The sequence below is a fragment of the Cellulomonas iranensis NBRC 101100 = JCM 18110 genome (assembly GCF_001552375.1).
GTDB lineage: Bacteria > Actinomycetota > Actinomycetes > Actinomycetales > Cellulomonadaceae > Cellulomonas > Cellulomonas iranensis.
In genome coordinates, this window is the sequence record NZ_BCRB01000065.1 from 1 (window position 1) to 22567 (window position 22567).

General features: G+C 75.6%; 23 protein-coding genes and 2 tRNA genes. 8 read left to right on the forward strand and 17 right to left on the reverse strand.

Features of this window, described 5'->3' with window-relative positions:
- Both CS2_RS19090 and CS2_RS13105 read left to right on the forward strand, forming a co-directional pair.
- Positions 1-186: hypothetical protein (locus tag CS2_RS19090; RefSeq protein WP_217997390.1), on the forward strand; the 186-nt coding region annotated here is incomplete at its 5' end.
- 86 nt (positions 187-272) lie between these two features.
- Positions 273-797, forward strand: a complete 525-nt coding sequence (locus tag CS2_RS13105; protein ID WP_046528728.1) for a GNAT family N-acetyltransferase — start codon at positions 273-275, stop codon at positions 795-797.
- Here the strand turns inward: CS2_RS13105 and CS2_RS13110 are convergent.
- Positions 782-1777 carry a thiamine-phosphate kinase gene (locus tag CS2_RS13110; RefSeq protein WP_070320334.1) on the reverse strand — a complete coding sequence of 332 codons (996 nt, stop codon included), beginning with the start codon at positions 1775-1777 and terminating at the stop codon, positions 782-784. The genes CS2_RS13105 and CS2_RS13110 overlap by 16 nt on opposite strands.
- 93 nt (positions 1778-1870) lie before the next feature.
- On the opposite strand from CS2_RS13110, the gene CS2_RS13115 reads away from it, so the two are divergent.
- A complete protein-coding gene (locus CS2_RS13115; protein ID WP_070320335.1) occupies positions 1871-2344 on the forward strand; it encodes a DUF3515 family protein in 474 nt (157 codons plus the stop codon).
- 48 nt (positions 2345-2392) lie between these two features.
- Here CS2_RS13115 and CS2_RS13120 read toward each other — a convergent pair whose 3' ends face one another.
- Complete coding sequence (locus tag CS2_RS13120; RefSeq protein ID WP_070320336.1) at positions 2393-3553, reverse strand: D-alanine--D-alanine ligase family protein; 1161 nt, start codon at positions 3551-3553, stop codon at positions 2393-2395.
- Positions 3554-3708: 155 nt separating this feature from the next.
- Here CS2_RS13120 and CS2_RS13125 point away from each other — a divergent pair, with 155 nt between their 5' ends.
- Positions 3709-4947 carry a trans-sulfuration enzyme family protein gene (locus CS2_RS13125; RefSeq protein ID WP_233421183.1) on the forward strand — a complete coding sequence of 413 codons (1239 nt, stop codon included), beginning with the start codon at positions 3709-3711 and terminating at the stop codon, positions 4945-4947.
- A 54-nt stretch (positions 4948-5001) separates the two neighbouring features.
- Here the strand turns inward: CS2_RS13125 and CS2_RS13130 are convergent, their stop codons facing one another.
- The 5 genes from CS2_RS13130 to leuC form a co-directional block, all read right to left on the reverse strand.
- Positions 5002-6021 (reverse strand): NAD(P)H-dependent glycerol-3-phosphate dehydrogenase, encoded by a 1020-nt coding sequence (locus CS2_RS13130; protein WP_233421185.1) that lies wholly within the window; start codon positions 6019-6021, stop codon positions 5002-5004.
- Positions 6018-6767 carry a lysophospholipid acyltransferase family protein gene (locus CS2_RS13135; RefSeq protein WP_070320337.1) on the reverse strand — a complete coding sequence of 250 codons (750 nt, stop codon included), beginning with the start codon at positions 6765-6767 and terminating at the stop codon, positions 6018-6020. Before CS2_RS13135 ends, CS2_RS13130 begins: the two co-directional genes overlap by 4 nt.
- 47 nt (positions 6768-6814) lie before the next feature.
- Positions 6815-8146: a UDP-N-acetylglucosamine 1-carboxyvinyltransferase gene (gene murA / locus CS2_RS13140; RefSeq protein ID WP_046528734.1), complete on the reverse strand. Its 1332-nt coding sequence runs from the start codon at positions 8144-8146 to the stop codon at positions 6815-6817.
- A 158-nt stretch (positions 8147-8304) separates the two neighbouring features.
- Positions 8305-8973: a 3-isopropylmalate dehydratase small subunit gene (leuD, locus tag CS2_RS13145; protein ID WP_070320338.1), complete on the reverse strand. Its 669-nt coding sequence runs from the start codon at positions 8971-8973 to the stop codon at positions 8305-8307.
- A gap of 33 nt (positions 8974-9006) precedes the next feature.
- Positions 9007-10470 (reverse strand): 3-isopropylmalate dehydratase large subunit, encoded by a 1464-nt coding sequence (gene leuC / locus CS2_RS13150; RefSeq protein ID WP_046528736.1) that lies wholly within the window; start codon positions 10468-10470, stop codon positions 9007-9009.
- A gap of 120 nt (positions 10471-10590) precedes the next feature.
- On the opposite strand from leuC, the gene CS2_RS13155 reads away from it, so the two are divergent.
- On the forward strand, positions 10591-11310 hold the full coding sequence (locus CS2_RS13155) for an IclR family transcriptional regulator (RefSeq protein ID WP_013117541.1): 720 nt from the start codon (positions 10591-10593) through the stop codon (positions 11308-11310).
- A 238-nt stretch (positions 11311-11548) separates the two neighbouring features.
- Here the strand turns inward: CS2_RS13155 and CS2_RS13160 are convergent.
- The 5 genes from CS2_RS13160 to CS2_RS13180 form a co-directional block, all read right to left on the reverse strand.
- Positions 11549-11621: transfer RNA gene (locus CS2_RS13160), tRNA-Glu, on the reverse strand.
- Between the two features lie 144 nt (positions 11622-11765).
- Positions 11766-11837: transfer RNA gene (locus CS2_RS13165), tRNA-Gln, on the reverse strand.
- A gap of 165 nt (positions 11838-12002) precedes the next feature.
- Positions 12003-12461: a DUF6912 family protein gene (locus CS2_RS13170; protein ID WP_070320339.1), complete on the reverse strand. Its 459-nt coding sequence runs from the start codon at positions 12459-12461 to the stop codon at positions 12003-12005.
- Between the two features lie 25 nt (positions 12462-12486).
- Positions 12487-13704: a CpaE/TadZ family protein gene (locus CS2_RS13175; protein ID WP_233421186.1), complete on the reverse strand. Its 1218-nt coding sequence runs from the start codon at positions 13702-13704 to the stop codon at positions 12487-12489.
- A 25-nt stretch (positions 13705-13729) separates the two neighbouring features.
- Positions 13730-14380 (reverse strand): hypothetical protein, encoded by a 651-nt coding sequence (locus CS2_RS13180; protein WP_070320341.1) that lies wholly within the window; start codon positions 14378-14380, stop codon positions 13730-13732.
- A 180-nt stretch (positions 14381-14560) separates the two neighbouring features.
- On the opposite strand from CS2_RS13180, the gene CS2_RS13185 reads away from it, so the two are divergent.
- Entirely contained in the window at positions 14561-14785 is a 225-nt protein-coding gene (locus CS2_RS13185) for a helix-turn-helix domain-containing protein (protein ID WP_046528740.1), read from the forward strand.
- An 80-nt stretch (positions 14786-14865) separates the two neighbouring features.
- On the opposite strand, the gene CS2_RS18870 is transcribed toward CS2_RS13185, so the two are convergent.
- Entirely contained in the window at positions 14866-15423 is a 558-nt protein-coding gene (locus CS2_RS18870; RefSeq protein ID WP_233421187.1) for a hypothetical protein, read from the reverse strand.
- Between the two features lie 100 nt (positions 15424-15523).
- On the opposite strand from CS2_RS18870, the gene CS2_RS13195 reads away from it, so the two are divergent.
- The gene (locus CS2_RS13195; protein ID WP_070320343.1) at positions 15524-16465 is read left to right on the forward strand and encodes a LysM peptidoglycan-binding domain-containing protein; all 942 of its coding nucleotides are present in this window, start codon (positions 15524-15526) and stop codon (positions 16463-16465) included.
- On the forward strand, positions 16462-17106 hold the full coding sequence (locus tag CS2_RS13200; RefSeq protein ID WP_070320344.1) for an Rv3235 family protein: 645 nt from the start codon (positions 16462-16464) through the stop codon (positions 17104-17106). Before CS2_RS13195 ends, CS2_RS13200 begins: the two co-directional genes overlap by 4 nt.
- 59 nt (positions 17107-17165) lie before the next feature.
- On the opposite strand, the gene secA is transcribed toward CS2_RS13200, so the two are convergent.
- The 4 genes from secA to CS2_RS13220 all read right to left on the reverse strand — a co-directional run bounded on the left by secA (position 17166) and on the right by CS2_RS13220 (position 22502).
- Entirely contained in the window at positions 17166-19979 is a 2814-nt protein-coding gene (gene secA / locus CS2_RS13205; protein WP_070320345.1) for a preprotein translocase subunit SecA, read from the reverse strand.
- 121 nt (positions 19980-20100) lie between these two features.
- Positions 20101-21390: a winged helix-turn-helix domain-containing protein gene (locus tag CS2_RS13210; protein WP_070320346.1), complete on the reverse strand. Its 1290-nt coding sequence runs from the start codon at positions 21388-21390 to the stop codon at positions 20101-20103.
- Positions 21391-21484: 94 nt separating this feature from the next.
- Positions 21485-22117, reverse strand: a complete 633-nt coding sequence (gene hpf, locus CS2_RS13215; protein ID WP_046528745.1) for a ribosome hibernation-promoting factor, HPF/YfiA family — start codon at positions 22115-22117, stop codon at positions 21485-21487.
- Between the two features lie 160 nt (positions 22118-22277).
- Positions 22278-22502: a phosphoribosyltransferase family protein gene (locus CS2_RS13220; protein ID WP_082740217.1), complete on the reverse strand. Its 225-nt coding sequence runs from the start codon at positions 22500-22502 to the stop codon at positions 22278-22280.
- Positions 22503-22567 lie beyond the last annotated feature (65 nt).

Consider the following 22567-nt stretch of genomic DNA (forward strand, 5'->3'; position numbering starts at 1 on the left):
CCGCGCGCGGAGGTCGTGCTCGCGGTGCCGGTGCGCGGCGCCGCGCGCGAGCGCCGGGCCGACGGGCGCCTCGCGACCCGGACGGGCGCCCGCACGGTCGCGGTGCGCCGCGCGGGCCACCTGCTCATGTGCGACCGTCCGGACGCGGTCGCGGCGCTCCTCGTCGCGCTGTCGGACGGCCCCTGACCGTCCCGCGGCCGCGACGCGTGCCCGGCACGTCCGGATCGGCACGACCCCTTCAAGCGCGCGGGGCCGTGTGGCAGGGTGGACGCATGGTCGAGCAGATCGACGAGGTGACCATCCGCCCGGCGACCACCGACGACGCCGCCGGCATCGCGGGCGTGCACGTCCGCTCCTGGCAGGAGGCCTACGCGGGCATCGTGCCCGACGACTACCTGCGCGCGCTCGACCCGGCGCAGCGTGCGCAGCGCTGGGCGCAGCTGCTCGCGCAGGGCCCGGCCGACCACGTCCGCACGATCGTCGCCGAGGCGGGGCCCCGGCTGCTGGGCTTCGCGTCGTACGGTCCCGCGCGCGACGAGGACGCGCGCCGCGGCGAGCGCGAGATCTACTCGATCTACCTCGACCCGGGGACGTGGGGCCACGGCGTGGCCCGGGACCTCATGCGCACCGTGCTGTCGGAGCTCGGCGACGGCACGCCGGTGTCGCTGTGGGTGCTCGCCGACAACGCGCGCGCCCGGCACTTCTACCGGCGGCACGGGTTCACGCCCGACGGGGTCGAGCGCCTGGAGAACCGGGGCGGCGTCGACCTGCTCGAGGTGCGCTACCGCCGCGGCTGACCTCGGTCGCGGAAGTGGTCCCAGCCGGACCCCGCGGCGCGTGGCGGCTCGCCCCCGACGCGGACGAGGTCCGCCGAGCGCGTCGACACCACGCCGATGCGTCGGAACGGCTCCGGCAACGGCACGCCCGCCGGGAACGTCGCGAGCAGGCCGTGGTCCTCGCCGCCCGTCAGCAGCCACTCGGCGACGTCCGCGCCGAGCGCGTCGGCCGCCGCGGCCAGCCGTCGGGCGTCCGCAGCGAAGGCGACGCGTACGTCGTCGAGGTCGAGCGTGACCCCGCTGGCCCGCGCGAGCCGTCGGCCGTCGCGCAGGAGACCGTCCGACACGTCCATCATCGCGGTCGCGCCCGCGCGCGCGGCGTCGGGGCCCGCCGCGAGCACGGGCTCGGGCGACCGGTGGTCGGCGACGAGCCCGGGGTCGACGTCGGGTCGCTCCGCCGTGAGCAGCGCAAGGCCCGCGGCCGACCACCCGCACCGTCCCGCGTACGCCACGACGTCGCCGGCGCGGGCCCCGCTGCGCCGCACGGCCGCGCGGCCCTCGAGGTCGCCGTGCGCGGTGATCGACACCATCACGACGGGCCCGGACGACAGGTCGCCGCCCACCACGCCGACGTCGAGCGGCCGGCACGCGTCGCCGAGGCCGCGCGCGAGGCCCTCGACCCAGGACACGGGCGTCGCACCGGGCGTGACGAGACCGACGACGAGCGCGACGGGTCGTGCGCCCATCGCGACGACGTCCGCGAGGTTCTGCATCGCCGCGCGACGCCCCACGTCCTGCCCGGTCGACCAGCGCCGACGGAAGTGCACGTCCTCGACGAGCACGTCGCACGTGACGACGAACCGGCCGTCCGGCGCGGTGACGACCGCGGCGTCGTCGCCCGGCGGCACGAGCGTGCGCGACCCGACGGGCAGGTGCGGGAAGATCCGGTCGAGCAGGTCCTGCTCGGTCAGGTCGGCGACGACGGGACTCTCGGCGGGCACGCGCCCACGCTAGACCGTCCGCGGCGCACCGGGTGCACCGGGGCGGGTGCCGGTGCCGACGGTGCACCTCACCCGGGCGGGTACCGTGGCGGCGTGCTCCCGCGTCCCGTCGTCCCCGCGGCCGCCACGACCGGCGCCCTCCTGCTCCTCGCGGCCTGCGCGCCCACCGTGCCCGTGACGGCCGCGCCGTACGCGACCGACCCCGTGTGCGCGGCGGTCGTGCTGGCGACCCCCGACTCCCTCGGCGACGGCCTCGACCGCGTCGCGACCGACGCGCAGGCGACGACCGCGTGGGGCGAGCCGCGCGACGCGGTCGTGCTGCGCTGCGGCGTCGAGCCCCTCGGCCCCACGACCGAGCGGTGCGAGTCGGTGACCACGCCGAACGGGCCGACGATCGACTGGGTGATCGTCGAGGACGACGGCGACTGGACGTTCACGACCTACGGGCGCGAGCCCGCGGTGCAGCTGCTGGTGCCCGGCGCCGTGGCCGAGTCCCGGTCGACGTCGTTCGTCGACGCGCTGGGCCCGGCGGTCGCCCGCACCGAGCAGCTGCGGCAGTGCCTCTGACGCGACCCCGCCGGACCGGCGGACGCCGGGCGTGCGCGGCCGTGCGGCTCAGCGCAGCCCGGTGGGCCGCTCGAGCGCGAGCGCGAGCAGCTCGTCGACGAGCTCCGGGTAGTCCACCCCGCTGGCCTGCCACATGCGCGGGTACATCGAGTACGGCGTGAACCCGGGCATCGTGTTGATCTCGTTGACGACGACCTCGCCGTCGTCCGTCACGAACACGTCGACGCGCGCGATGCCCTCGCACCCGACCGCCTCGAACGCACGCACCGCGGCGTCCTGCACGCGCGCGACGACGTCGGCGGGCAGGTCGGCGGGGCACGCGAGCGTGACGCCGGTCTGGTCGAGGTACTTGGCGGCGAAGTCGTAGAACGTGTGGCTCGCCTCGGCGACGACGATCTCGCCCGGCAGCGACGCGCGCGGTGCCGCGCCGCCGCGTCCCCCGAGCACGCCGCACTCGACCTCTCGCCCGACGACGGCGGCCTCGACGACGACCTTGGGGTCGTGCTCGCGGGCCGCGGCGATCGCCGCGGGCAGGTCCGCCGCGTCGGCGACGCGCGTGATGCCGAGGCTCGAGCCGGCGCGCGCGGGCTTGACGAACAGCGGCAGCCCGAGGTCCGCGACGATCGTGTCGAGCACCGCCGGATCGGGGGCCGGACCCGCCGGGACCACGCGGAACGCACCGACCCGCAGGCCGGAGCCCGCGAGGACGAGCTTCATCATGTGCTTGTCCATGCCGACCGCCGACGCGAGCACGCCCGAGCCGACGTAGCGGACGTCGGCCAGCTCGAGCATGCCCTGCAGCGTGCCGTCCTCGCCGAACGGCCCGTGCAGCAGCGGGAACACGACGTCGACCGCGCCGAGCGGCGCACCGAGCTGGCCCTCGTGCAGCACCTGGACGTCGCGCTCGGCCGTGCCCTGCGGCAGCAGCACGCGCGTCGCGGTGTCCTCGACCTCGGGCAGGTGCCCGTCGCGGATCGCCCACCGGTCCGGGTCGTCGTCCGCGAGGACCCACTCGCCGCGACGCGTGATGCCGACCGCGAGCACGTCGTAGCGGTCGCGGTCGATCGCGCGCAGCACGCCGCCGGCGGTGGCGCAGCTGATCGCGTGCTCGCCGGACCGGCCGCCGAAGAGCACCATGACGCGGGGCCGACGCGGGTCGGTCGCGCCGGGGCGGGCGTCGTCGCTGAGGGGGGTGCTGGTGGCGTCCATCGCGGACCGACCCTACCGCCCGCGCCGGGCTCGGCCCGGCACGGCGCACGTCCGGTTCGTCACCCTCCCGACGCCGGGGCGGTGGTGGTCCCGGCCGACCGTGCGCACGCGGACCGGCGGCGCGGCGCCGCGGCGGCCTCACGTAACCTGCCCGGGTGACCACCCCGGCGCCCGCCTCCCCGGACCAGTCCCCCGCCCCGCACGCGTCCGACGTGTCGCCGCGCACGCTCGCGGTGAGCGCGGGGCGCCCGCCGCGCGCGCCCGGCGGCGCGCTCAACCCGCCCGTGGTGCTGACCTCGACGTTCGTGTCGCAGGGCGCCCCGACCGCGGGCGAGCACCTCTACGGCCGCATCGGCACGCCGGCGTGGGAGCCGTTCGAGGAGGCGCTCGCGGCGCTCGAGCGCATCGACCACGTCGCGACCGGCCGCCGCACCGACGGGCCGCCGGCCACGGTGTTCGCGTCGGGCATGGCGGCGATCGACGCCGCGCTGTCGCTCGTGCCGCTCGGCGGTCGCGTCGTCGTGCCGCGGCACGCGTACCAGGTGACGCTCGTGCTGCTGCGCGAGCAGGCCGAGCGGGGCCTGCTGCGCGTCGACGCGGTCGACGTCGCCGACACCGACGCCGTCGTGGCGGCCGTCCGCGGCACCGGCGACGACGCGCCCGCGGCGCTGCTCTGGCTCGAGTCGCCGACCAACCCGATGCTCGAGGTCGCCGACGTCGCGGCGCTGGTCGCGGCGGCGCACGACGTCGGTGCGCTCGTCGTGGTCGACAGCACGTTCGCGACGCCGCTCGTGCAGCGTCCGCTCGCGCTCGGCGCCGACGTCGTCGTGCACTCCGTGACCAAGTACCTCGCGGGCCACTCGGACGTCGTGCTCGGCGCCACGGTGACGGACGACCCCGCGCTGCACGCACGCCTGGTCGCGCACCGCACGACGCACGGCGCGATCGCCGGACCGTTCGAGGTGTGGCTCGCGCTGCGCGGGCTGCGGACGCTCGCGCTGCGCGTCGAGCGCGCGCAGGCGAACGCGGGCGAGCTCGCGCGCCGGCTGGCCGCGCACCCGGGAGTCGCCGAGGTCCGCTACCCGGGCCTGCCCGGCGACCCGGGCCACGCGCGCGCGGCCGCGCAGATGGACGGCTTCGGCGCGATCATCGGGCTGCGCCCCGCGGGCGGCGCCGCGGCGGCCGACGCGCTCGTCGCGGCCGTGGCGCTGTGGGTGCCCGCGACGAGCCTCGGCGGCGTCGAGTCGACGCTCGAGCGCCGTCGCCGCTTCGCGACCGAGTCGCCCACCGTGCCCGAGGACCTCGTGCGGCTGTCGGTCGGCGTCGAGGACGTCGAGGACCTGTGGCGCGACCTCGACGCCGCGCTCGCGGCGGCGGTGCCGTCGGCCGGCTGAGCCTCCCGGCCGGACGGCCCGGGCGCGCCCTGCCGAGCGGCCGTCGGCCGGCCGCTAGACGCCCTCGGCCCGGTGCGGGCGCGCCAGCAGCAGCCCGGCGAGCTCGTCGACCGGCAGGCCCTGGTGCAGCACCTGCACGACCGCCGACGTGATGGGCATCTCGACGCCCAGCGACGTCGCGAGCTCGAGCACCGACCGGCACGACTTCACGCCCTCGGCGGTGCCGCCGGTCGCGACGACCGCGTCGTCGAGGGACATGCCACGGCCGATGTGCACGCCGAGCGTGTGGTTGCGCGAGTCGGGCGACGCGCACGTCGCCATGAGGTCGCCCATGCCCGCGAGGCCCGGGAAGGTCTCGGCGTCGGCACCGAGCGCCAGGCCGAGCCGCGTGATCTCCACGAGCCCGCGCGTGATGACCGTGGCCATCGTGTTGTAGCCCATGCCGCGGCCCTGCGAGATGCCGACCGCGAGCGCGATGACGTTCTTCACGGCGCCGCACAGCTCGACGCCCACGACGTCGGGGTTGGTGTACGGCCGGAAGTACGACGACGCGCACGCGCGCGCCACGAGCTGCGCGGTGTCGGCGCTCGTCGAGGCGACGACCGTCGCCGTCGGCTGGCGCAGCGCGATCTCGCGCGCGAGGTTGGGCCCCGACAGCACGGCCACGCGGGCGGGGTCGATCGTGAGGCTCTGCGCGACGACCTGGCTCATGCGCTGGTCGGTGTCGAGCTCGACGCCCTTCATGAGCGACACGACCACCGCGGCGTCGGGCAGCGCGTCGGCGAGCGGCGCGAGCACGTCGCGCGCCCGCTGCGACGGCACGGCGACCGCGACGACGTCCGCGCCGGCGACCGCGGCGCGCGGGTCCGTGGTCGCGGACACGCCCGCGGGGAGCTCGACACCCGGCAGGTACCGCGAGTTGCGGTGCTCGTGCGTGATCTCCTCGACGGTCGCGGCGTCGCGGCCCCACACCGTGACCGCGCAGCCCGCGTCGGCGAGCACGGCGGCGAAGGTCGTGCCCCAGCTGCCGGAGCCGAGCACGGCGGCCCGCAGGGGTGCGGCCGGCGGCGTCACGCCGCACTCCCCTCGTCGTGCGCGCCGCCGCCCGGAGCGGGCCGCCGGTGCATGTCGTGCCGCTCGGCGGGCGGCTCCTCGCCGCGGATGTCGGCGAGCATCGTCGTGATCGCCGCCATGAGGCGCTCGGTGGCCTCGCGCAGCGTCGCGGCGTCCTGGGGGCGGTCGTACAGGTCCGACAGGTCGACGGGCGGCCCGGCGACGACCGTGACCTTCTTGCGCGGGAACGGGCGCAGCAGCTTGCCGTAGCGCGGCAGCAGGTCCTGCGGCCCCCACTGGGCGACCGGGACCAGCGGGACGCGCGTCGTGAGCGCGAGCCGCGCGGCACCCGTGCGCGCCTTCATGGGCCACAGGTCGGGGTCGCGCGTGAGCGTGCCCTCGGGGAAGACCGCGACGCACTCGCCCGCCTCGAGGGCCGTGACCGCGGACCGCAGCGAGTCGCCCGCCGCGGCCGTGTCACGGTGCACCGGGATCTGGCCCGTCGCGCGCAGGACCGGGCCGACCACGGGCACCGAGAACAGCGACGCCTTGGCGAGCACGCGCGGCACGTGGCCGTTGTCCCACAGGTAGTGGGCGAACGTCAGCGGGTCGACCTCGGTCATGTGGTTCGCGGCCGCGACGAACCCGCCCTCGACGGGCAGGTGCTCGGCACCGTGCCAGTCGGGTCGGGTCGTCGCGAACAGGAACGTGCGCACGACACGGGCGACGTTGCGGTAGGCGCGGTTGGAGCGCGACGGCGACGGCACGGGAACCGATGGTAGCCGCGTGCCGCCGCGCCCCGGACGGGCGTCCGTCAGCGGCGGACGTCGGCCTCCCGGCTGAACTGCGCGCCGAGCGCGTCGAGCTTCTCGGTGAAGTGCTCGTAGCCGCGGTCGATGAGGCTGATGCCGCGCACCGCGGACTGGCCCTTGGCCGCGAGCGCGGCGATGAGGTGGCTGAAGCCGCCGCGCAGGTCCGGCACCTCGATGTCGGCCGCGGACAGCGGCGTCGGGCCCGAGATGACGGCCGAGTGGTAGAAGTTGCGCTGCCCGAACCGGCACGGCCGCCCGCCCAGGCACTCCTTGTAGACCTGGATGGTCGCGCCCATGCCGCGCAGCGCGTCGACGAACCCGAAGCGGTTCTCGTACACGGTCTCGTGGACGATCGACAGCCCGCGCGCCTGCGTGAGCGCGACGACGAGCGGCTGCTGCCAGTCGGTCATGAAACCCGGGTGCACGTCGGTCTCGAGCTGGATCGAGTTGAGGTCGCCGCCGGGGTGGAAGAACCGGATGCCCTCGTCGTCGATCGTGAACTCGCCGCCGACCTTGCGGAACGTGTTGAGGAACGTCGTCATCTCGGGCTGCGTCGCACCGCGCACGTAGACGTCGCCGCCGGTCGCGAGCGCGGCCGCGGCCCACGACGCGGCCTCGATGCGGTCGGACAGCGCGGTGTGCTGGAACCCGACGAGCCGGTCGACGCCCTCGATGCGGATCACGCGGTCGGTCGCGACCGAGATGATCGCGCCCATCTTCTGCAGGACGTTGATGAGGTCCATGATCTCGGGCTCGATGGCCGCGTTGGACAGCTCGGTGATGCCCTCGGCACGCACGGCGGTGAGCAGCAGCTGCTCGGTCGCCCCGACGCTCGGGTACGGCAGGGCGATCTTGGTGCCCTGCAGGCGGTGCGGGGCACGGATGTGGATGCCGTTGTGCGTCTTGTCCACGACCGCGCCGAACTGCCGCAGGATGTCGAGGTGGTAGTTGATCGGCCGGTCGCCGATCCGGCAGCCGCCGAGGTCGGGGATGAACGCCTCGCCGAGCCGGTGCAGCAGCGGGCCGCAGAACAGGATCGGGATGCGGCTCGAGCCGGCGTGCGCGTCGATGTCCGCGACGTGCGCGGACTCGACGTCCGTCGGGTCGAGCCGCAGCGTGCCGGCGTCGTCGTCGATGTCGACGCTCACGCCGTGCAGGCGCAGCAGCCCGGAGACCACGGCGACGTCACGGATCTGGGGGACGTTGCGCAGCTCGCTCGGCGTCTCGCCGAGGAGCGCGGCGACCATCGCCTTGGAGACGAAGTTCTTGGCGCCCCGGACGGTGATCTCACCGCGCAGCGGGTTGCCGCCGTCGACGTACAGCAGGTCGGTCATGTGCACATCGTCCCTCACGCGCGGGCGTGGCGACGCCATCGCGCCCCCTCGCGTCCAGCGTCCACCCAGAACCCTCACATCGCACCTCGGCGGGCGCACGGTCGTCCGTGCGCCCGCCGAGGGGTCGGGCCGCTGGTCACGCGGCCCCGGGGGCCGTGTCAGGTCGTCTGCGTGGGACCCAGGCCGAGCGGCACGACCGGGCGCGCGGGACGCACCGGCACCGGCGGCAGGTGCTTGGCCGGCAGGGTCGCCGGGCGCCACGCCTCGCGGCGCTGCTCGAACTGCGTGATCTCGTCGGCGTGCTGCAGCGTCAGGCCGATGTCGTCGAGGCCCTCCATGAGGCGCCAACGCGTGTAGTCGTCCACCTGGAACGGCACGACGACGTCGTCGCACGTGACCGTCCGCGCGTCGAGGTCGACCGTCACCTCGGTGCCCGGACGCGTCTCGAGGACCTTCCACAGCAGCTCGACGTCCTCCTGCGCGACCTGCGCCGCGAGGAGCCCCTGCTTGCCCGAGTTGCCGCGGAAGATGTCCGCGAACCGCGAGGAGATCACGACGCGGAAGCCGTAGTCCTTGAGCGCCCACACGGCGTGCTCGCGCGACGAGCCGGTGCCGAAGTCGGGGCCGGCCACGAGGACCGACGCCGACCGGTAGGCGTCCTGGTTGAGGATGAACTCCGGGTCGCCGCGCCACGCCGCGAACAGCGCGTCCTCGAACCCCGTGCGCGTGACGCGCTTGAGGTAGACGGCCGGGATGATCTGGTCGGTGTCGACGTTGCTGCGGCGCAGCGGGACGCCGACCCCGGTGTGCTGGGTGAACTTCTCCATGATGAGCCTGCCTGTCGGGGGGTCGCGGGGGCGTCAGACGGTCTGCAGCGTGGCGTCGGGCGCCAGCGGGCTGCCGTCGGGCACGGGCACGTCGTCGCCGAGGTCGGCGACCGAGGACAGCGTGCCGCGGATCGCGGTGGCGGCCGCGACGAGCGGCGACACGAGGTGCGTGCGCCCGCCCTTGCCCTGCCGGCCCTCGAAGTTGCGGTTCGACGTCGACGCCGAGCGCTCCCCCGGTGCGAGCTGGTCGGGGTTCATGCCCAGGCACATCGAGCAGCCGGCGTTGCGCCACTCGGCACCGAAGTCGAGGAAGATCTTGTCGAGCCCCTCGGCCTCGGCCTGCAGCCGCACGCGCGCCGACGCGGGCACGACCAGCACGCGGACGTCCTCGTGCTTGGTGCGGTCCTTGACAAGCTTGGCGACGGCCCGCAGGTCCTCGATGCGCCCGTTGGTGCACGAGCCGATGAAGACCGTGTCGACCTTGATGTCACGCAGCGGCTGCCCGGGCGTCAGGCCCATGTACTCGATCGCGCGCTCGGCGGCGACGCGCTCGTTGGCGTCGGCGATCTCCTCGGGCACGGGCACGCGTCCCGACAGCGGCAGGCCCTGGCCGGGGTTGGTGCCCCACGTGACAAACGGCTCGAGGTCGGCGGCCTCGAGCACGACCTCGGCGTCGAACTGCGCGTCGTCGTCGGTGCGCAGCGTGCGCCAGTACTCGACCGCGGCGTCCCAGTCGGCGCCCTCGGGCGCGTGCGGGCGGCCCTGGAGGTACTCGAACGTGGTCTCGTCGGGCGCGATCATGCCCGCGCGCGCACCGGCCTCGATGGACATGTTGCAGACCGTCATGCGGCCCTCCATCGACAGGCTGCGGATCGCCTCGCCGCGGTACTCCAGGACGTACCCCTGCCCGCCACCGGTCCCGATCTTCGCGATGACGGCGAGGATGATGTCCTTGGCCGTCGCGCCGATGGGCAGCGCGCCGTTCACGGTGATCGCCATGGTCTTGAACGGCGCGAGCGGCAGCGTCTGCGTCGCGAGCACGTGCTCGACCTCGGACGTGCCGATGCCGAACGCGAGCGCGCCGAACGCGCCGTGCGTCGACGTGTGGGAGTCGCCGCAGACGACCGTGAGGCCGGGCTGCGTGAGCCCGAGCTGCGGGCCGACCTGGTGCACGATGCCCTGGTCCGCGTCGCCGAGCGAGTGGATGCGCACGCCGAACTCGGCGGCGTTGGCGCGCAGCGTCTCGATCTGCGTGCGGCTCGTCGCGTCGGCGATGGGCCGGTCGATGTCGAGCGTGGGCGTGTTGTGGTCCTCGGTCGCGAGCGTGAGGTCGGGGCGCCGCACGGGACGACCCGCGAGCCGCAGACCCTCGAACGCCTGCGGGCTCGTGACCTCGTGCACGAGGTGCAGGTCGATGTACAGCAGGTCGGGTGCGCCGTCCGTGCCGCGCCGCACGACGTGCGCGTCCCAGACCTTCTCCGCGAGCGTGCGGGCCATGTCAGTTCGTTTCCTCTCGTCCGGGGCGGGGGCCTCCCGGTGTGGCTGTCGACCTCGTCGCCGGGGGGGTGTGTCGCCCTCCGGCTTGCATCTCAGCCTGCGAGACGCCAATATCGACCTATGGACAACTCTAGCGGAGTCGGCGTCCTGGACAAGGCCGCGTCGGTGCTGAGCGCTCTGGAGGCCGGACCCGCGACCCTCGCACAGCTGGTCGCCGCCACCCATCTTGCCCGCCCGACGGCCCACCGGCTGGCCGTCGCGCTCGAGCACCACCGCCTGGTCGCCCGCGACCTGCAGGGTCGGTTCGTGCTCGGGCCCCGTCTCTCCGAGCTCGCGACCGCCGCGGGCGAGGACCGGCTGCTCGCGGCCGCGGGCCCCGTGCTCACGCTCCTGCGCGACCACACGGGCGAGAGCGCGCAGCTCTACCGCCGCCAGGGCGACCAGCGCATCTGCGTCGCCGCCGCCGAGCGGCCGATCGGGCTGCGCGACTCGATCCCCGTGGGCGCGACGCTCACGATGCAGGCCGGGTCGGCCGCGCAGGTCCTGCTCGCGTGGGAGGAGCCCGACCGGCTGCACCGCGGCCTGCAGGGCGCCAAGTTCACCGCGACGATCCTGTCGGGCGTCCGCCGCCGCGGCTGGGCGCAGTCGGTGTCGGAGCGCGAGGTGGGCGTCGCGTCGGTCTCGGCGCCCGTGCGCGGCCCGTCGGGGCGCGTCGTCGCCGCCGTGTCCGTGTCGGGTCCGCTCGAGCGCCTGTCGCGCCAGCCGGGCCGGCTCCACGCCGCCGCGGTCGTCTCGGCCGCCAACCGCCTCACCGAGGTGCTCCGGCGCACCGCCGACTGAGCACGTCGCAACCGGCCCCGTCGCGGGCGTCCCGACCACGGTCGGAGCGCCCTCGGCGGGGCCGGTCCGTCCTCGGGCGGCCCGGACGTGGGACACGACGCGTCGCACCCCGCGGGAGAGGCACGCCCCGGGGTGCGACGTCACGGGACACGACGCCCCGAGGGCGCGCAGCACCCGGCACGCAGTGAAGCGGACACGGAGAAGGCCCGGTCACCTGTGGTGACCGGGCCTTCGACCGTACCCCCGACCGGATTCGAACCGGCGCTACCGCCGTGAGAGGGCGGCGTGCTAGGCCGCTACACAACGGGGGCCTTGCTCACGTCCCGAAGGCCGTGTGCCGAGTGAGCACTCTACCCGATGACCTCGCCGAGTCGAAACTCGCCGTGGCCCACGGACCCACCACCAGGATGGACGCGCTCGTGCAGCACGAAGAGCCGAAGCTCTCCGTGCAAACGCTGGGGTACCAGGACTCGAACCTAGACTAACTGAACCAGAATCAGTCGTGCTGCCAATTACACCATACCCCAAGGGCTGTGACCTGCCCCGACGGGGAAACCACGGCTCCTGCGGTGCGCGCCTCGCGGCCTCGCACCGGCCGTGAACATTACCCGAGCCGAGGGCGTGCGGTCCAACCGGCCCGGGGTGGTGCGGATCACGTCACGGGACCGTCCGTCACCGGGCCGCGACGCACGTCACACCGACGGGATGTCGGCGACCTCGGAGACGTCGTACCAGAGCAGGTCGCGTTCCTCGAGCCGCTCGATCGCCGCCTCGTCGCCGTCCACGACGGCCCGCACGTCGGCGGCGGCCTCGGGCTCGTCGACGTGCACGCTGACGACCGCCGCAAGGTCCACGGCCGCCGTCAGCTCGACCGCCGACGGCACCGGAGGATCGGTCAGGGCGCGCACCGCGGCGTCGGGCACGTCGGCGGCCACGACCACGCGCAGCGGCGGCGCGTCCGGGCTGCCGGCGACACGCACGAGGGAGTCGTCGGCCGCGCCCGCCTGCGCGGCGTACTCCCACCCTTCCTCGTCCTCGTCGGGCCACGTCGCGCGCAGCTGCGGCGTCACGGCGTGCGCGACGCGCGGGGTCAGGAGCACGGGCGACCCGTGCTGCAGCTCGTCGAGGGTCACGGGCAGGTAGACGCGCACGGGACCAGTGTGCCGCCGCGCGGCGTCAGGCGACGGGGACGCGCACCTCCGGCGCGTCGACCGTCAGCCCCGCGACGACCTCGGCCGCGAGCGCCGCGACGCTGCGCCGCGCGGGCGACCCGGGCGCCACCTCGCGCAGCGCTCGCCCCTCGAGCATCGCGGCGTCGACCGCGGCACGGTCCTCGGGCACGAGCACGACGTCCTGCACACCGGCGTACCGCGCGAGCGCCGCCGCCACGGCCTCCCCCGGTCGCGCACCGGCCACCGTCGGGCGCACGCGGTTGACGACGACGCGGCGCGTCGTGGCGAGCCCGGCGTCGGCCGCGTCCCCGAGCGCCCGCACGAGGCGCTGGACGCCGACCGGGTCGGCCGCGCCGACCACGACGACGAGGTCCGCCTGCTCGAGCGCCGTGAGCGTGGCCGCGTTGCGCGCGGGTGCACGCGTGTCGTAGCTGAGCACCTCGTCCTGCTCGAGGCAGAACCCGGTGTCGACCACCGTCAGGTCGGCGAGACCACGTGCCTGGCCGAGGACGACCTCGAGCGAGCTGCCGGGCAGCTCGGGCCACCGGTCGGCCCGGGCGATGCCCGACAGCAGGCGCAGGTCGGGCAGCACGACGGGCGCGAGCCGCGCCAGCGTCGGCAGGTCGAGCGCGCCCTGGCCGGCGGCGCGCGCCGCCGCCGCGAGCCCGGGCGCCTCGTCGAGGACGCCGAGCACCTGCCCCACGACCCCGCCGTACGTGTCGGCGTCGACGAGGAGCGTGGCGCGCCCCAGCGCCGCGATCTCGGCGGCCAGGTTCACCGCGACGAACGTCCGCCCGGGCGCGCCGGTGGGCCCCCACACCGCGACGGTCGCACCGCGGCGCGTCGCCGCGACGGGCACGGGCTCGGCGACCACGGGCGGGCCGTCCCCCAGCACCCCGAGCGCACGGCTCACGACGTCGGCGCCGTCGTCGTCGGCCGCGACGTCGACGACGACGTCGGCGCCGTGCGCCGCGAGCCGCTCGGCCAGCCAGGGCCGCGCCGGGTCGCCCAGGCCGACGACGCGCACGCCGCAGCGGTGCAGCACCGCGACCGCCTCACGGTCGAGCCGGTCGAGGTCGCCCGACACCACCGCGAGACCGCCGAGCCCGGCCTCGGCGGCCGCGAGCAGCTCGGTGAGGTCGGCGCAGCGCCGCGTGACGGACAGCAGCCCGCCCGATCCCTCGACGGCCTGCACGATCGCCGTCTCCGCGGCCCCCTGCACCGCGCACAGCACCCCGACGCCCACGTCAGGCCCCCGGCACCGGCACGACGCCGACGGTGCCCTCGCCGGCCAGCGCGCCCAGGACGGTCGAGAGCTCGGAGCGCGGCACGAGGACGTGCACGGTCCGTGCCCCGCCGGCGGCGAACGCGCCGTCCGACGTGCTGAGCTCGGCGACCGTCAGGCCGTCTGCGAGCTGCTCGGGCGCCGCCCTGCCCGTCTCCGCGACGTCGGCCGGCGTCCACCACAGGTCGACCCGCCCACCGGCGACCAGCCCGCTGGGCGCCGGCCCCGTGAGCGGCACGGGCACGGCGCGCACGTCGAGCTCGGCGGCCGCGCCGACCGCGGCCGACGGCACGAGCTCGCCGCCGCCGACGGTGCGCAGCAGCACCGCGTCGGGCGGCAGCGGGCGGTCGGCACGCAGGTAGGCCTCCACGTCGTCGCCGAGCCGGACGTCCGCGACGACCATCGCGTCGGCCGTCAGCGCGGCGCCCGGCACGAGCGCGTCGCGGGCGACGTACACCGGCACGGTGCGCTGGGCGTCGGTCACGACCCAGCTGCCCAGCGCGACCGATCCCGCGATGAGCGCGATCCCCACGAGCAGGCGCGGGTCGCGCCAGCCCGGCCGGCGGACGCGCGCGGCGACGGGGGTGGGCAGGTCGAGCACGGAGGTGTCCACGGCGGCTCCTGGTCGGTCGGGTCGAACGGGTGGCGCACCCGCGCCCTCGGCGCCCGGGCACGGACGGCGAGGAGCGGCGGATGAGGGTCGAGTGTGGCGCGTCGGCGCGGCGCCCGGGGATGCGGAGGCCAGGCCTGTGGACGACTGCCGATCGGCGCGTGCCCGTGCGAGACTGCCGCCATGGCACCGCGGTTCCTCACGCTCGCCGACGTGTCCGAGATCCTCAACGTCTCGGCGCCGCAGGCGTACGCGCTCGTGCGGTCGGGCGAGCTGCCCGCGATCCAGATCGGCGGCCGCATGCAGTGGCGCGTCGAGGCGTCCGAGCTCGAGCGGTACATCGAGCGCATGTACGCCGAGACGCGCGCACGCAACGCGCACGGCGCGACCTCCGACGGCGCCGTCTGACCCGTTCACGCGCTCGGAGGCTGCCTCCCCGGGCCGTCGTCGCGCGGTCCCCCCGGCCGAGCCCGCGCGCCCGTGCGGCCTCATCGCGAGACGACCGCCAGCACCGCGCCGAACGGCACCACGGCGACGCGCGAGGCGGGCGCCTCGAGCGCGACGTCGACGTGGTCCGCACCGACCCTCTCGAGGCGGCCGACGAGGGTGGCCGCCTCGGTGCGGACCGACGCGACGACGCGGTCGCGCGCCAGCGCCCGCAGCACGTGGCCGAGCCCCAGGGCTGACGCGGTCCGCGTCGCGGGCGGGGCGACGTGGGCACCCACGCCCTCGACGACGCGGACGGCCGCCGTGGGCACGACGGCGCGCCGCCCGACCCCGAGGTCGACGAGCAGCCACTCGTCCGCGGCCTCGACGAGGAGGCCGTCGACGGCGTCACCGCCCCCGGTCACGACGCGCACCCGGCTCCCCACCGAGGCGCGCAGGCGGTCGACCAGCCGGACCCGTGACCGCTCGGCACGCGTGAGCTCGGCGACGTCCCAGCGGGCGTCCTGCTCGCGGCCGGCCGCGAGCTGCGCCTCGAGGTCGGCGAACAGCTGCTCCCAGCGACCTGGGAGGGGCTGCCGCACCGGGTGGTCGCTCGTCACGCGCCGGACCTTACTGGACATATCCCCCCGCATGGACTACACCTAACGGCACCTAGCTTCATCAAACGACATCAAACGACATCATCAGGGGAGATGCCACGTGGAGACGACGACGACACCCACCCGATCGGGCGCCCGCCGTCCGGTCGTCGCGGCGACGACCCTCCTGCTGACAGGGACGGCCGCGCTCGCCGTCGCGCTGCTCCTCGCGTGGTGGTCGCTCGACCAGGTCACGAGCACGCGCCTGTGGCGGGTCGAGTCGTTCGTGGGCCCGGGCGTGGTGACGGCCGGGGCGGCCGCCGCGGCGTGGGTGGGGGCCTCCGCGCTGGCCGCCGCCGTCTGCGCGCTCGCGCGGGCGACGGGTGGCGTCTGGCGCTCCGGCGAGCGCGTGGTGCAGCGCTGGGCGCCCGGGCTCGTGCGCCGTTCGCTCGCGCTCGCCGTGGCCGCGGGCGTCGGGCTCGGAGCCGCCACCGGCGCGCACGCGACCACCGACGCCGCTCCCCCGGCCGCCGCCGTCACGACCGTCGTCGACCTGGGGTGGGCACCCACGGACGCACCGGGCACCGTCGGTGCGCCTTCACGGACCCACGACGCCACGCAGGGGCGCACGCCGTCCCCTCCGGCGCCCGCGAAGCGCGCGGACGGCGACGACGCGTCCCCCGCGCACGGCCGCACCGCCACGCACGACGACCCCGACGAGGCTCGCTCCGACGCACCGGCCGCCGTGGCCGGGAACGCGCGTGACGCGGCGCCCAGCGCCACGGAGGCGTCGGACGGGCCGTCCGGCGCCTCGCCCGGGGACCCGTCAACGCTCACTACCTTCGAGCACGACACGGAGGGGACGGTCGTCGTGGCCGTCGGTGACAGCCTCTGGGCCGTCGCGGCACGTCAGCTCGGGCCCGGCGCCACGGACGCGCAGATCGCCGCGGAGTGGCCGCGCTGGTACCGCGCCAACGAGGCCACGATCGGGCCGGACCCCGACGTCCTGCGTCCCGGCCAGGTGCTGCGCGCCCCCGGCCCGCTCGAGGGGGCCGCCCGATGAGCGAGCTCTCGCACGACGACCTCCCGACGCCGCTCGAGGCCGTCTTCGCCGCACGGGACACCGCGCGGGCCGCGCACCTGGTCGCGCCCGCCCCGGACGTGACCGTCGCCCACCGGGCAGGACCGCCGCCCGACGCACCCGGCGCCGCCCACGGGTCTCGACCCCGCCTGCGCCTGGTCCCGGCGCCCGAGCCCCCCGCCGTGCGTGCGGCACCACGGGCCGAGCCGCCGCCGACCCTGACCGAGCGCGTCCGGCGACTCTCGGTCGTGGACCGCTCGCTGGTGGTCGACGAGGACGACAGGGGCGCGCCTCCCACGACCGACCCACGGCGGTTCGCGCACGGGGTGGGCATCGCATGCGTGGAGGCGGCGCTCGGGCGGCGCCCGGCGGCCCAGCTCGCGCGATGGGTCGCGCCGGGCGTGCTGGACTCGCTGCAGCGGCGCGCCGACCTCGTGCGCCGCACCGGCGTGCTGACCCACGCGCGCCAGCCGGCGGCTCGCCGGGTGCGCGTGTGCGCGGTCGACCCGCACGCGGCCGAGGCGTGCCTCGTGGTCGACGACGGCGTCCGCGTCCGCGCCGTGGCGCTGCGGATCGAGGCGCACCGCGGGACGTGGCGCGTCACGACGCTCGACATCGGCTGACCCGCCCGAGCACGACGACGCCCGCCGCGGGTCTCCCCGCGGCGGGCGTCGTCACGTGGTCAGCGCTTGCGCTGGCCCTTGGCCTTCTTGCGACGGTCCGCGCGGTTGCCGTCGCCCGAGGCGGCGCTGCGGGCGGGGGCGCCGTCCTCGCCGCTCGTGACGACCGCGCCGTCACCGTCGGCCGACGGGGCCGTGTACTGCAGCGGCGTCCGCTCGGCCGGGCCGTCGAGCCCCTTGGCGACCAGTCGCCCCTCGCCCGCGTCCGCCGGGGCGGGCCGCTGCGCGGCCGCCGCGGCACCCGCAGAACCCGCCGCGAGCGCGGCCGAGTCGGCGCTGACGACCGGCGCACCCGGCGCCGCGGCGTCCGTGGGCTCCTGGACCTGCACCTCGAGGTTGTAGAGGTACTGGACCGACTCCTCCTTGATGGCGTCGGTCATCGCGTTGAACAGCTGGAAGCCCTCGCGCTGGTACTCGACCAGCGGGTCGCGCTGCGCCATGGCCCGCAGCCCGATGCCCTCCTTGAGGTAGTCCATCTCGTAGAGGTGCTCGCGCCACTTGCGGTCGAGGACCGACAGCACGACGCGCCGCTCGAGCTGGCGCATGTTCGCCTCGCCCAGCTGGGCCTCGCGCTCGGCGTACGCGTGCTCCGCGTCCGAGAGCACCTCACGCAGGATGAGCTCGGACGACAGGCGCGTCTCGCCGCCGGCCTGCTCGACGACCTCCTCGGGCGTGATCGTGATCGGGAACACGCCCCGCAGCGACGTCCACAGCGCCTCGAGGTCCCAGTCCTCGGGGCGCCCCTCGGCGGTCGCGAGCTGCACGTAGTCCGTCAGCACGTCGGTGCGGAAGTGCGCGACCTGCTCCTGCAGGTCCTCCCCCTCGAGCACGCGCCGCCGCTGGTCGTAGATGACCTCGCGCTGGCGGGACATGACGTCGTCGTACTTGAGGACGTTCTTGCGGATCTCGAAGTTGCGCGCCTCGACCTGCGACTGCGCGGACTGGATGCCCCGCGTCACGATCTTCGACTCGAGCGGCATGTCCTCGGGGAAGCCCGCGCGCGTCATCATCGACTCGGCCAGCCCGGAGTTGAACAGGCGCATGAGGTCGTCCTGCATCGACAGGTAGAACCGCGACTCGCCGGGGTCGCCCTGACGGCCCGAGCGGCCGCGCAGCTGGTTGTCGATGCGGCGCGACTCGTGGCGCTCGGTGCCCAGCACGTACAGGCCGCCGAGCTCGGTGACCTCCTCGTGCTCGGCCGCGACCGACGCCTTCGCCTTCTCGAGCACCTCGGGCCACGCGGCCTCGTACTCCTCCGCGTTCTCGGCGGGGTCGAGACCGCGCTGCGCCATCTCCGCGATCGCGGTGAACTCGGCGTTGCCGCCGAGCATGATGTCGGTGCCTCGACCGGCCATGTTCGTGGCGACCGTGACGGCGCCCTTGCGGCCGGCCTGCGCGACGATCGCGGCCTCCCGCGCGTGCTGCTTGGCGTTGAGGACCTCGTGCGGCACGCCCTGCTTCTTGAGCTTGGCGGACAGCAGCTCGGACTTCTCGACGCTCGTCGTGCCGACGAGGACGGGCTGGCCCTTGGCGTGCCGCTCGACGATGTCGGCGACGACCGCGTCGAACTTGCCCTCCTCGCTCTTGTAGACGAGGTCCTTCTGGTCGATGCGGACCATGTCCCGGTTGGTGGGGATCGGGACGACGCCGAGCTTGTAGGTGCCCTGGAACTCGGCCGCCTCGGTCTCGGCGGTACCGGTCATGCCGCCGAGCTTGCTGTAGAGGCGGAAGTAGTTCTGCAGCGTGATCGTGGCGAGCGTCTGGTTCTCGGCCTTGATGGCGACGCCCTCCTTCGCCTCGATGGCCTGGTGCATGCCCTCGTTGTAGCGACGGCCGGGCAGGATGCGGCCCGTGTGCTCGTCGACGATGAGCACCTCGCCGTTGAGGACGACGTAGTCCTTGTCGCGGCGGAACAGCTCCTTGGCCTTGATCGCGTTGTTGAGGAACCCGATGAGCGGCGTGTTGAGCGACTCGTAGAGGTTGTCGATGCCGAGGTAGTCCTCGACGCGCGCGATGCCCGGCTCGAGCACGCCGACCGTGCGCTTCTTCTCGTCGACCTCGTAGTCGCGCTCGCGCTCGAGGCGGCGCACGACCTTCGCGAACTCGCCGTACCAGCGGTTCGCGTCGCCCGACGCCGGGCCCGAGATGATGAGCGGCGTGCGGGCCTCGTCGATGAGGATCGAGTCGACCTCGTCGACGATCGCGAAGTGGTGGCCGCGCTGCACGAGGTCGTCGACGCTCCACGCCATGTTGTCGCGCAGGTAGTCGAAGCCGAACTCGTTGTTCGTGCCGTACGTGATGTCCGCGGCGTACTGCTCGCGGCGCTGCGCCGGCGTGAGGTTCGACAGGATCGTGCCGGTCGTCAGCCCGAGGAAGCGGTAGACCCGCCCCATGAGGTCGGCCTGGTAGCCGGCGAGGTAGTCGTTGACCGTGACGACGTGCACGCCCTTGCCGGTCAGCGCGTTGAGGTAGGCGGGCGCGGTCGCGACGAGGGTCTTGCCCTCACCGGTCTTCATCTCGGCGATGTTGCCGAGGTGCAGCGCGGCGCCGCCCATGAGCTGGACGTCGAAGTGCCGCTGCCCGAGCGTGCGGCGCGACGCCTCGCGCACCGCGGCGAACGCCTCGGGCAGCAGGTCGTCGAGCTTCTCGCCGTCGGCGAGCCGGGCGCGGAACCGGTCGGTCTCCTCGCGCAGCTCGGCGTCGGACAGCGACAGGAAGCTGTCCTCCAGCGCGTTGACCTGGGCGGCGATGCCGGACAGCTTCTTGAGGATCCGCCCCTCGCCCAGCCGGAGGACCTTCTCGAGGATCGCCGTCACGCAACTCTCCCGACGTCGTTGGCGCCCGTCCGCTCGCGGCATCGGGGCGGCGCATGTCACCCGACCGCTCGGCCGGGGCCCGACCATCGTAGGCGAGCCGCGCGACCTGCGTGAGCGTCCCTCAGGGCGCGGTCGGCCGGAGCGCGCCGGCGAGGGGTGCGACGAGGTCGCCCGCCGCGTCCGGGCCCGTGCGCACGTCGTCGAGCCCGAGCCACCGCACGACCGACCACAGCTCGGCGGCGAGCTCGTGCGCGACCTCGCCGTCGGCGGGCGCACCGGCGGCCACGTCGCCCGCCGGGCCGGGCGCACGGTGGGCGGCGTGGACGCGCAGCACGCCGTCACGCCGGTCGGCCTTGAGGTCGACGAGCGCGACGAGCCGGTCCCCCAGCAGGAACGGCAGCACGTAGTAGCCCCACACGCGCGCGTGCGCCGGCGTGTAGATCTCGATGCGGTACCGCAGGCCGAACAGCGACTCGGTGCGCGTGCGCTCCCAGACGAGGGGGTCGAACGGGCTCAGCAGCGTGCGGCCCTCGGCACGTCGCGGGACCGTCGCGTCGCGGTGGCGGTACAGCGGCCCACGCCAGCCCGCCACCTCGACCGGGACGAGCGTGCCGTCGTCGACCAGCTCGGCGACCACCGCGTGCGTCGGGGCGAGCGCCGTGCGCCAGTGGTCCGCGAGGCAGCGCACGCTCGCGACGCCGTGCGCGCGCGCCGCCTGCTCGACCAGCCGTCGGCGCGCGGTGGGCTCGTCGACCGGGGGCGCCGCGAGCACGTCGGGCGGGAGCACGCGGTCGGGACGGTCGTAGCGCCGCTCGAACTGCGCGTTGCGTCCGGCGCTGGTGAGCTCGCCGACGAGGAACAGGTGCTCGAGGGCGCGCTTGGCGTCGGTCCACGCCCAGCCCCACGCCTGCGCGCGGCGGCCGTCGCCGCCGAGCACGGCCTGCACCTCGCGCGCGGTCAGGGGCCCGCGCTCGTCGATCACCGCGCGGACGCGCGCGACCTCGGGCGCGTCTGCGATGGGGACGCCGTGCAGGGCGTCGCCGCGGCGCTCGACGCGCGCACGGTTCGCGGCGTGCTTGAACGCCAGGTCCCGGAACGTCGCGGGCGGCACGAACGAGGCCTCGTGCGCCCACGTCTCGACCAGCCGGCGCGGCGGGCGCGACGTCGCGCGGTCGAGCGCCGTGACGTCCCACGGGCCGACCCGCGCGTAGACCGGCATCAGGTGCGCGCGCGCGAGCACGTTGACCGAGTCGATCTGCAGCAGCCCCAGCCGGTCGACGACCTGCTGGAGCGCGCGCGTGCCGGCGGGCGTCGGGCGCTCGGGGCGGCGGCGGTGCAGCCCCGACGCGCGCAGCACGGCCCGGCGGGCCTGCGCGGGCGTGAGCCGCTCGGTCGGTGGCACGCGGGTCATGCGCGGATCCTGCCGGTCACCACCGACACCGGGCCGGGCGCACGTGCGGGGACGGTCGGCGACCGTCCCCGCACGTCGCGCGGCGCAGCCCGCGTCAGCCCGCGGCGGCCTGCGTCGTGGCGACCGGCACGTCGAGCTTGATCACCCCGTAGCTCCAGCCGCGCCGGCGGTAGGCCACCGACGGCTGCGCGGTCTCGGCGTCGACGAACAGGAAGAAGTCGTGCCCGACGAGCTCCATCTCGTACAGCGCGTCGTCGACCGTCATCGGCTCGGCCCGGTGGACCTTCTCGCGGATCAGCACCGGCGAGTCGCCGAGCGGCGTCTCGACGACGCCGTCCGGCCCGGGCTCGGGTGCGGCGTCCGCCTCCTCCTGCGGGGGGCTCGGCGGACGCACGTCGACGGGCGTCAGCGGAGTGTGGTTGCGGTGGTCCTTGCGCCGGTCGCGCGCGCGCCGCAGCCGCTCGAGCAGGCGCCCCATCGCGATGTCCAGGGCCGCGTACGCGTCGTCCGCGCACGCCTCCGCCCGGATCACGGGCCCCTTGTCGATCACCGTGAGCTCGACCTTCTCGCTGCTGCCCGACTGCTTGTGGCTCGCCTCGTGCGAGACGAGCACGTCGACGCGCTGCGCGCGGGGGGCCAGCTGCTCGATCTTGGCGAGCTTGTTCGCGAGGTGCTCGCGGTACCGCGTCGTCACCTCGGTGTGCCGGCCTGCAACCACGATCTCCATGTGGGCCTCCTGAGAGGTCGGGGGCGGGCGCCGCCCGCCCGGACGAGTACGTCTGCGGCCCCACGACGGGGGCACGGGCGGCATCACCTCCTCCGCGCGCACGCACCACCGCTCGACTGCTGCGGCGGGCGCCTCGCGGCGTCGTTCCCAGGACCCCACGCTATCCCGAGCGGGCACCGGAACGCACATGCGCCACGGCCGTCCGGGGGACCCTCGCGGCCGCCGGGTCGTCCGGCGACGGCGTCGCGGCGAGCGTGCACGCGGCCCGCACGCGGGCGCCGGCGGCGACGAGCGCGGCGTGGCACGCGGCGAGGGTCGCACCCGTGGTCAGGACGTCGTCGACCAGCACGACCTCCCGCCCCCGGACCGCCCTCGCCCGGCGCACGCGGACGCGCCCGACGAGCGCCGCGCCGCGCGCCCGCGCCCCGAGGCCGGCGAGGTCGGGGCCCG

Bases quoted from the DNA above. Each gene is read 5' to 3' on its own strand.
- CS2_RS13105 (WP_046528728.1), top strand. From the start codon at position 273: ATGGTCGAGCAGATCGACGAGGTGACCATCCGCCCGGCGACCACCGAC.
- CS2_RS13120 (WP_070320336.1), bottom strand. From the start codon at position 3,553: ATGGACGCCACCAGCACCCCCCTCAGCGACGACGCCCGCCCCGGCGCG.
- murA (WP_046528734.1), bottom strand. From the start codon at position 8,146: ATGACCGACCTGCTGTACGTCGACGGCGGCAACCCGCTGCGCGGTGAG.
- leuD (WP_070320338.1), bottom strand. From the start codon at position 8,973: ATGGAGAAGTTCACCCAGCACACCGGGGTCGGCGTCCCGCTGCGCCGC.
- leuC (WP_046528736.1), bottom strand. From the start codon at position 10,470: ATGGCCCGCACGCTCGCGGAGAAGGTCTGGGACGCGCACGTCGTGCGG.
- CS2_RS13155 (WP_013117541.1), top strand. From the start codon at position 10,591: ATGGACAACTCTAGCGGAGTCGGCGTCCTGGACAAGGCCGCGTCGGTG.
- CS2_RS13185 (WP_046528740.1), top strand. From the start codon at position 14,561: ATGGCACCGCGGTTCCTCACGCTCGCCGACGTGTCCGAGATCCTCAAC.
- CS2_RS13200 (WP_070320344.1), top strand. From the start codon at position 16,462: ATGAGCGAGCTCTCGCACGACGACCTCCCGACGCCGCTCGAGGCCGTC.
- CS2_RS13210 (WP_070320346.1), bottom strand. From the start codon at position 21,390: ATGACCCGCGTGCCACCGACCGAGCGGCTCACGCCCGCGCAGGCCCGC.
- hpf (WP_046528745.1), bottom strand. From the start codon at position 22,117: ATGGAGATCGTGGTTGCAGGCCGGCACACCGAGGTGACGACGCGGTAC.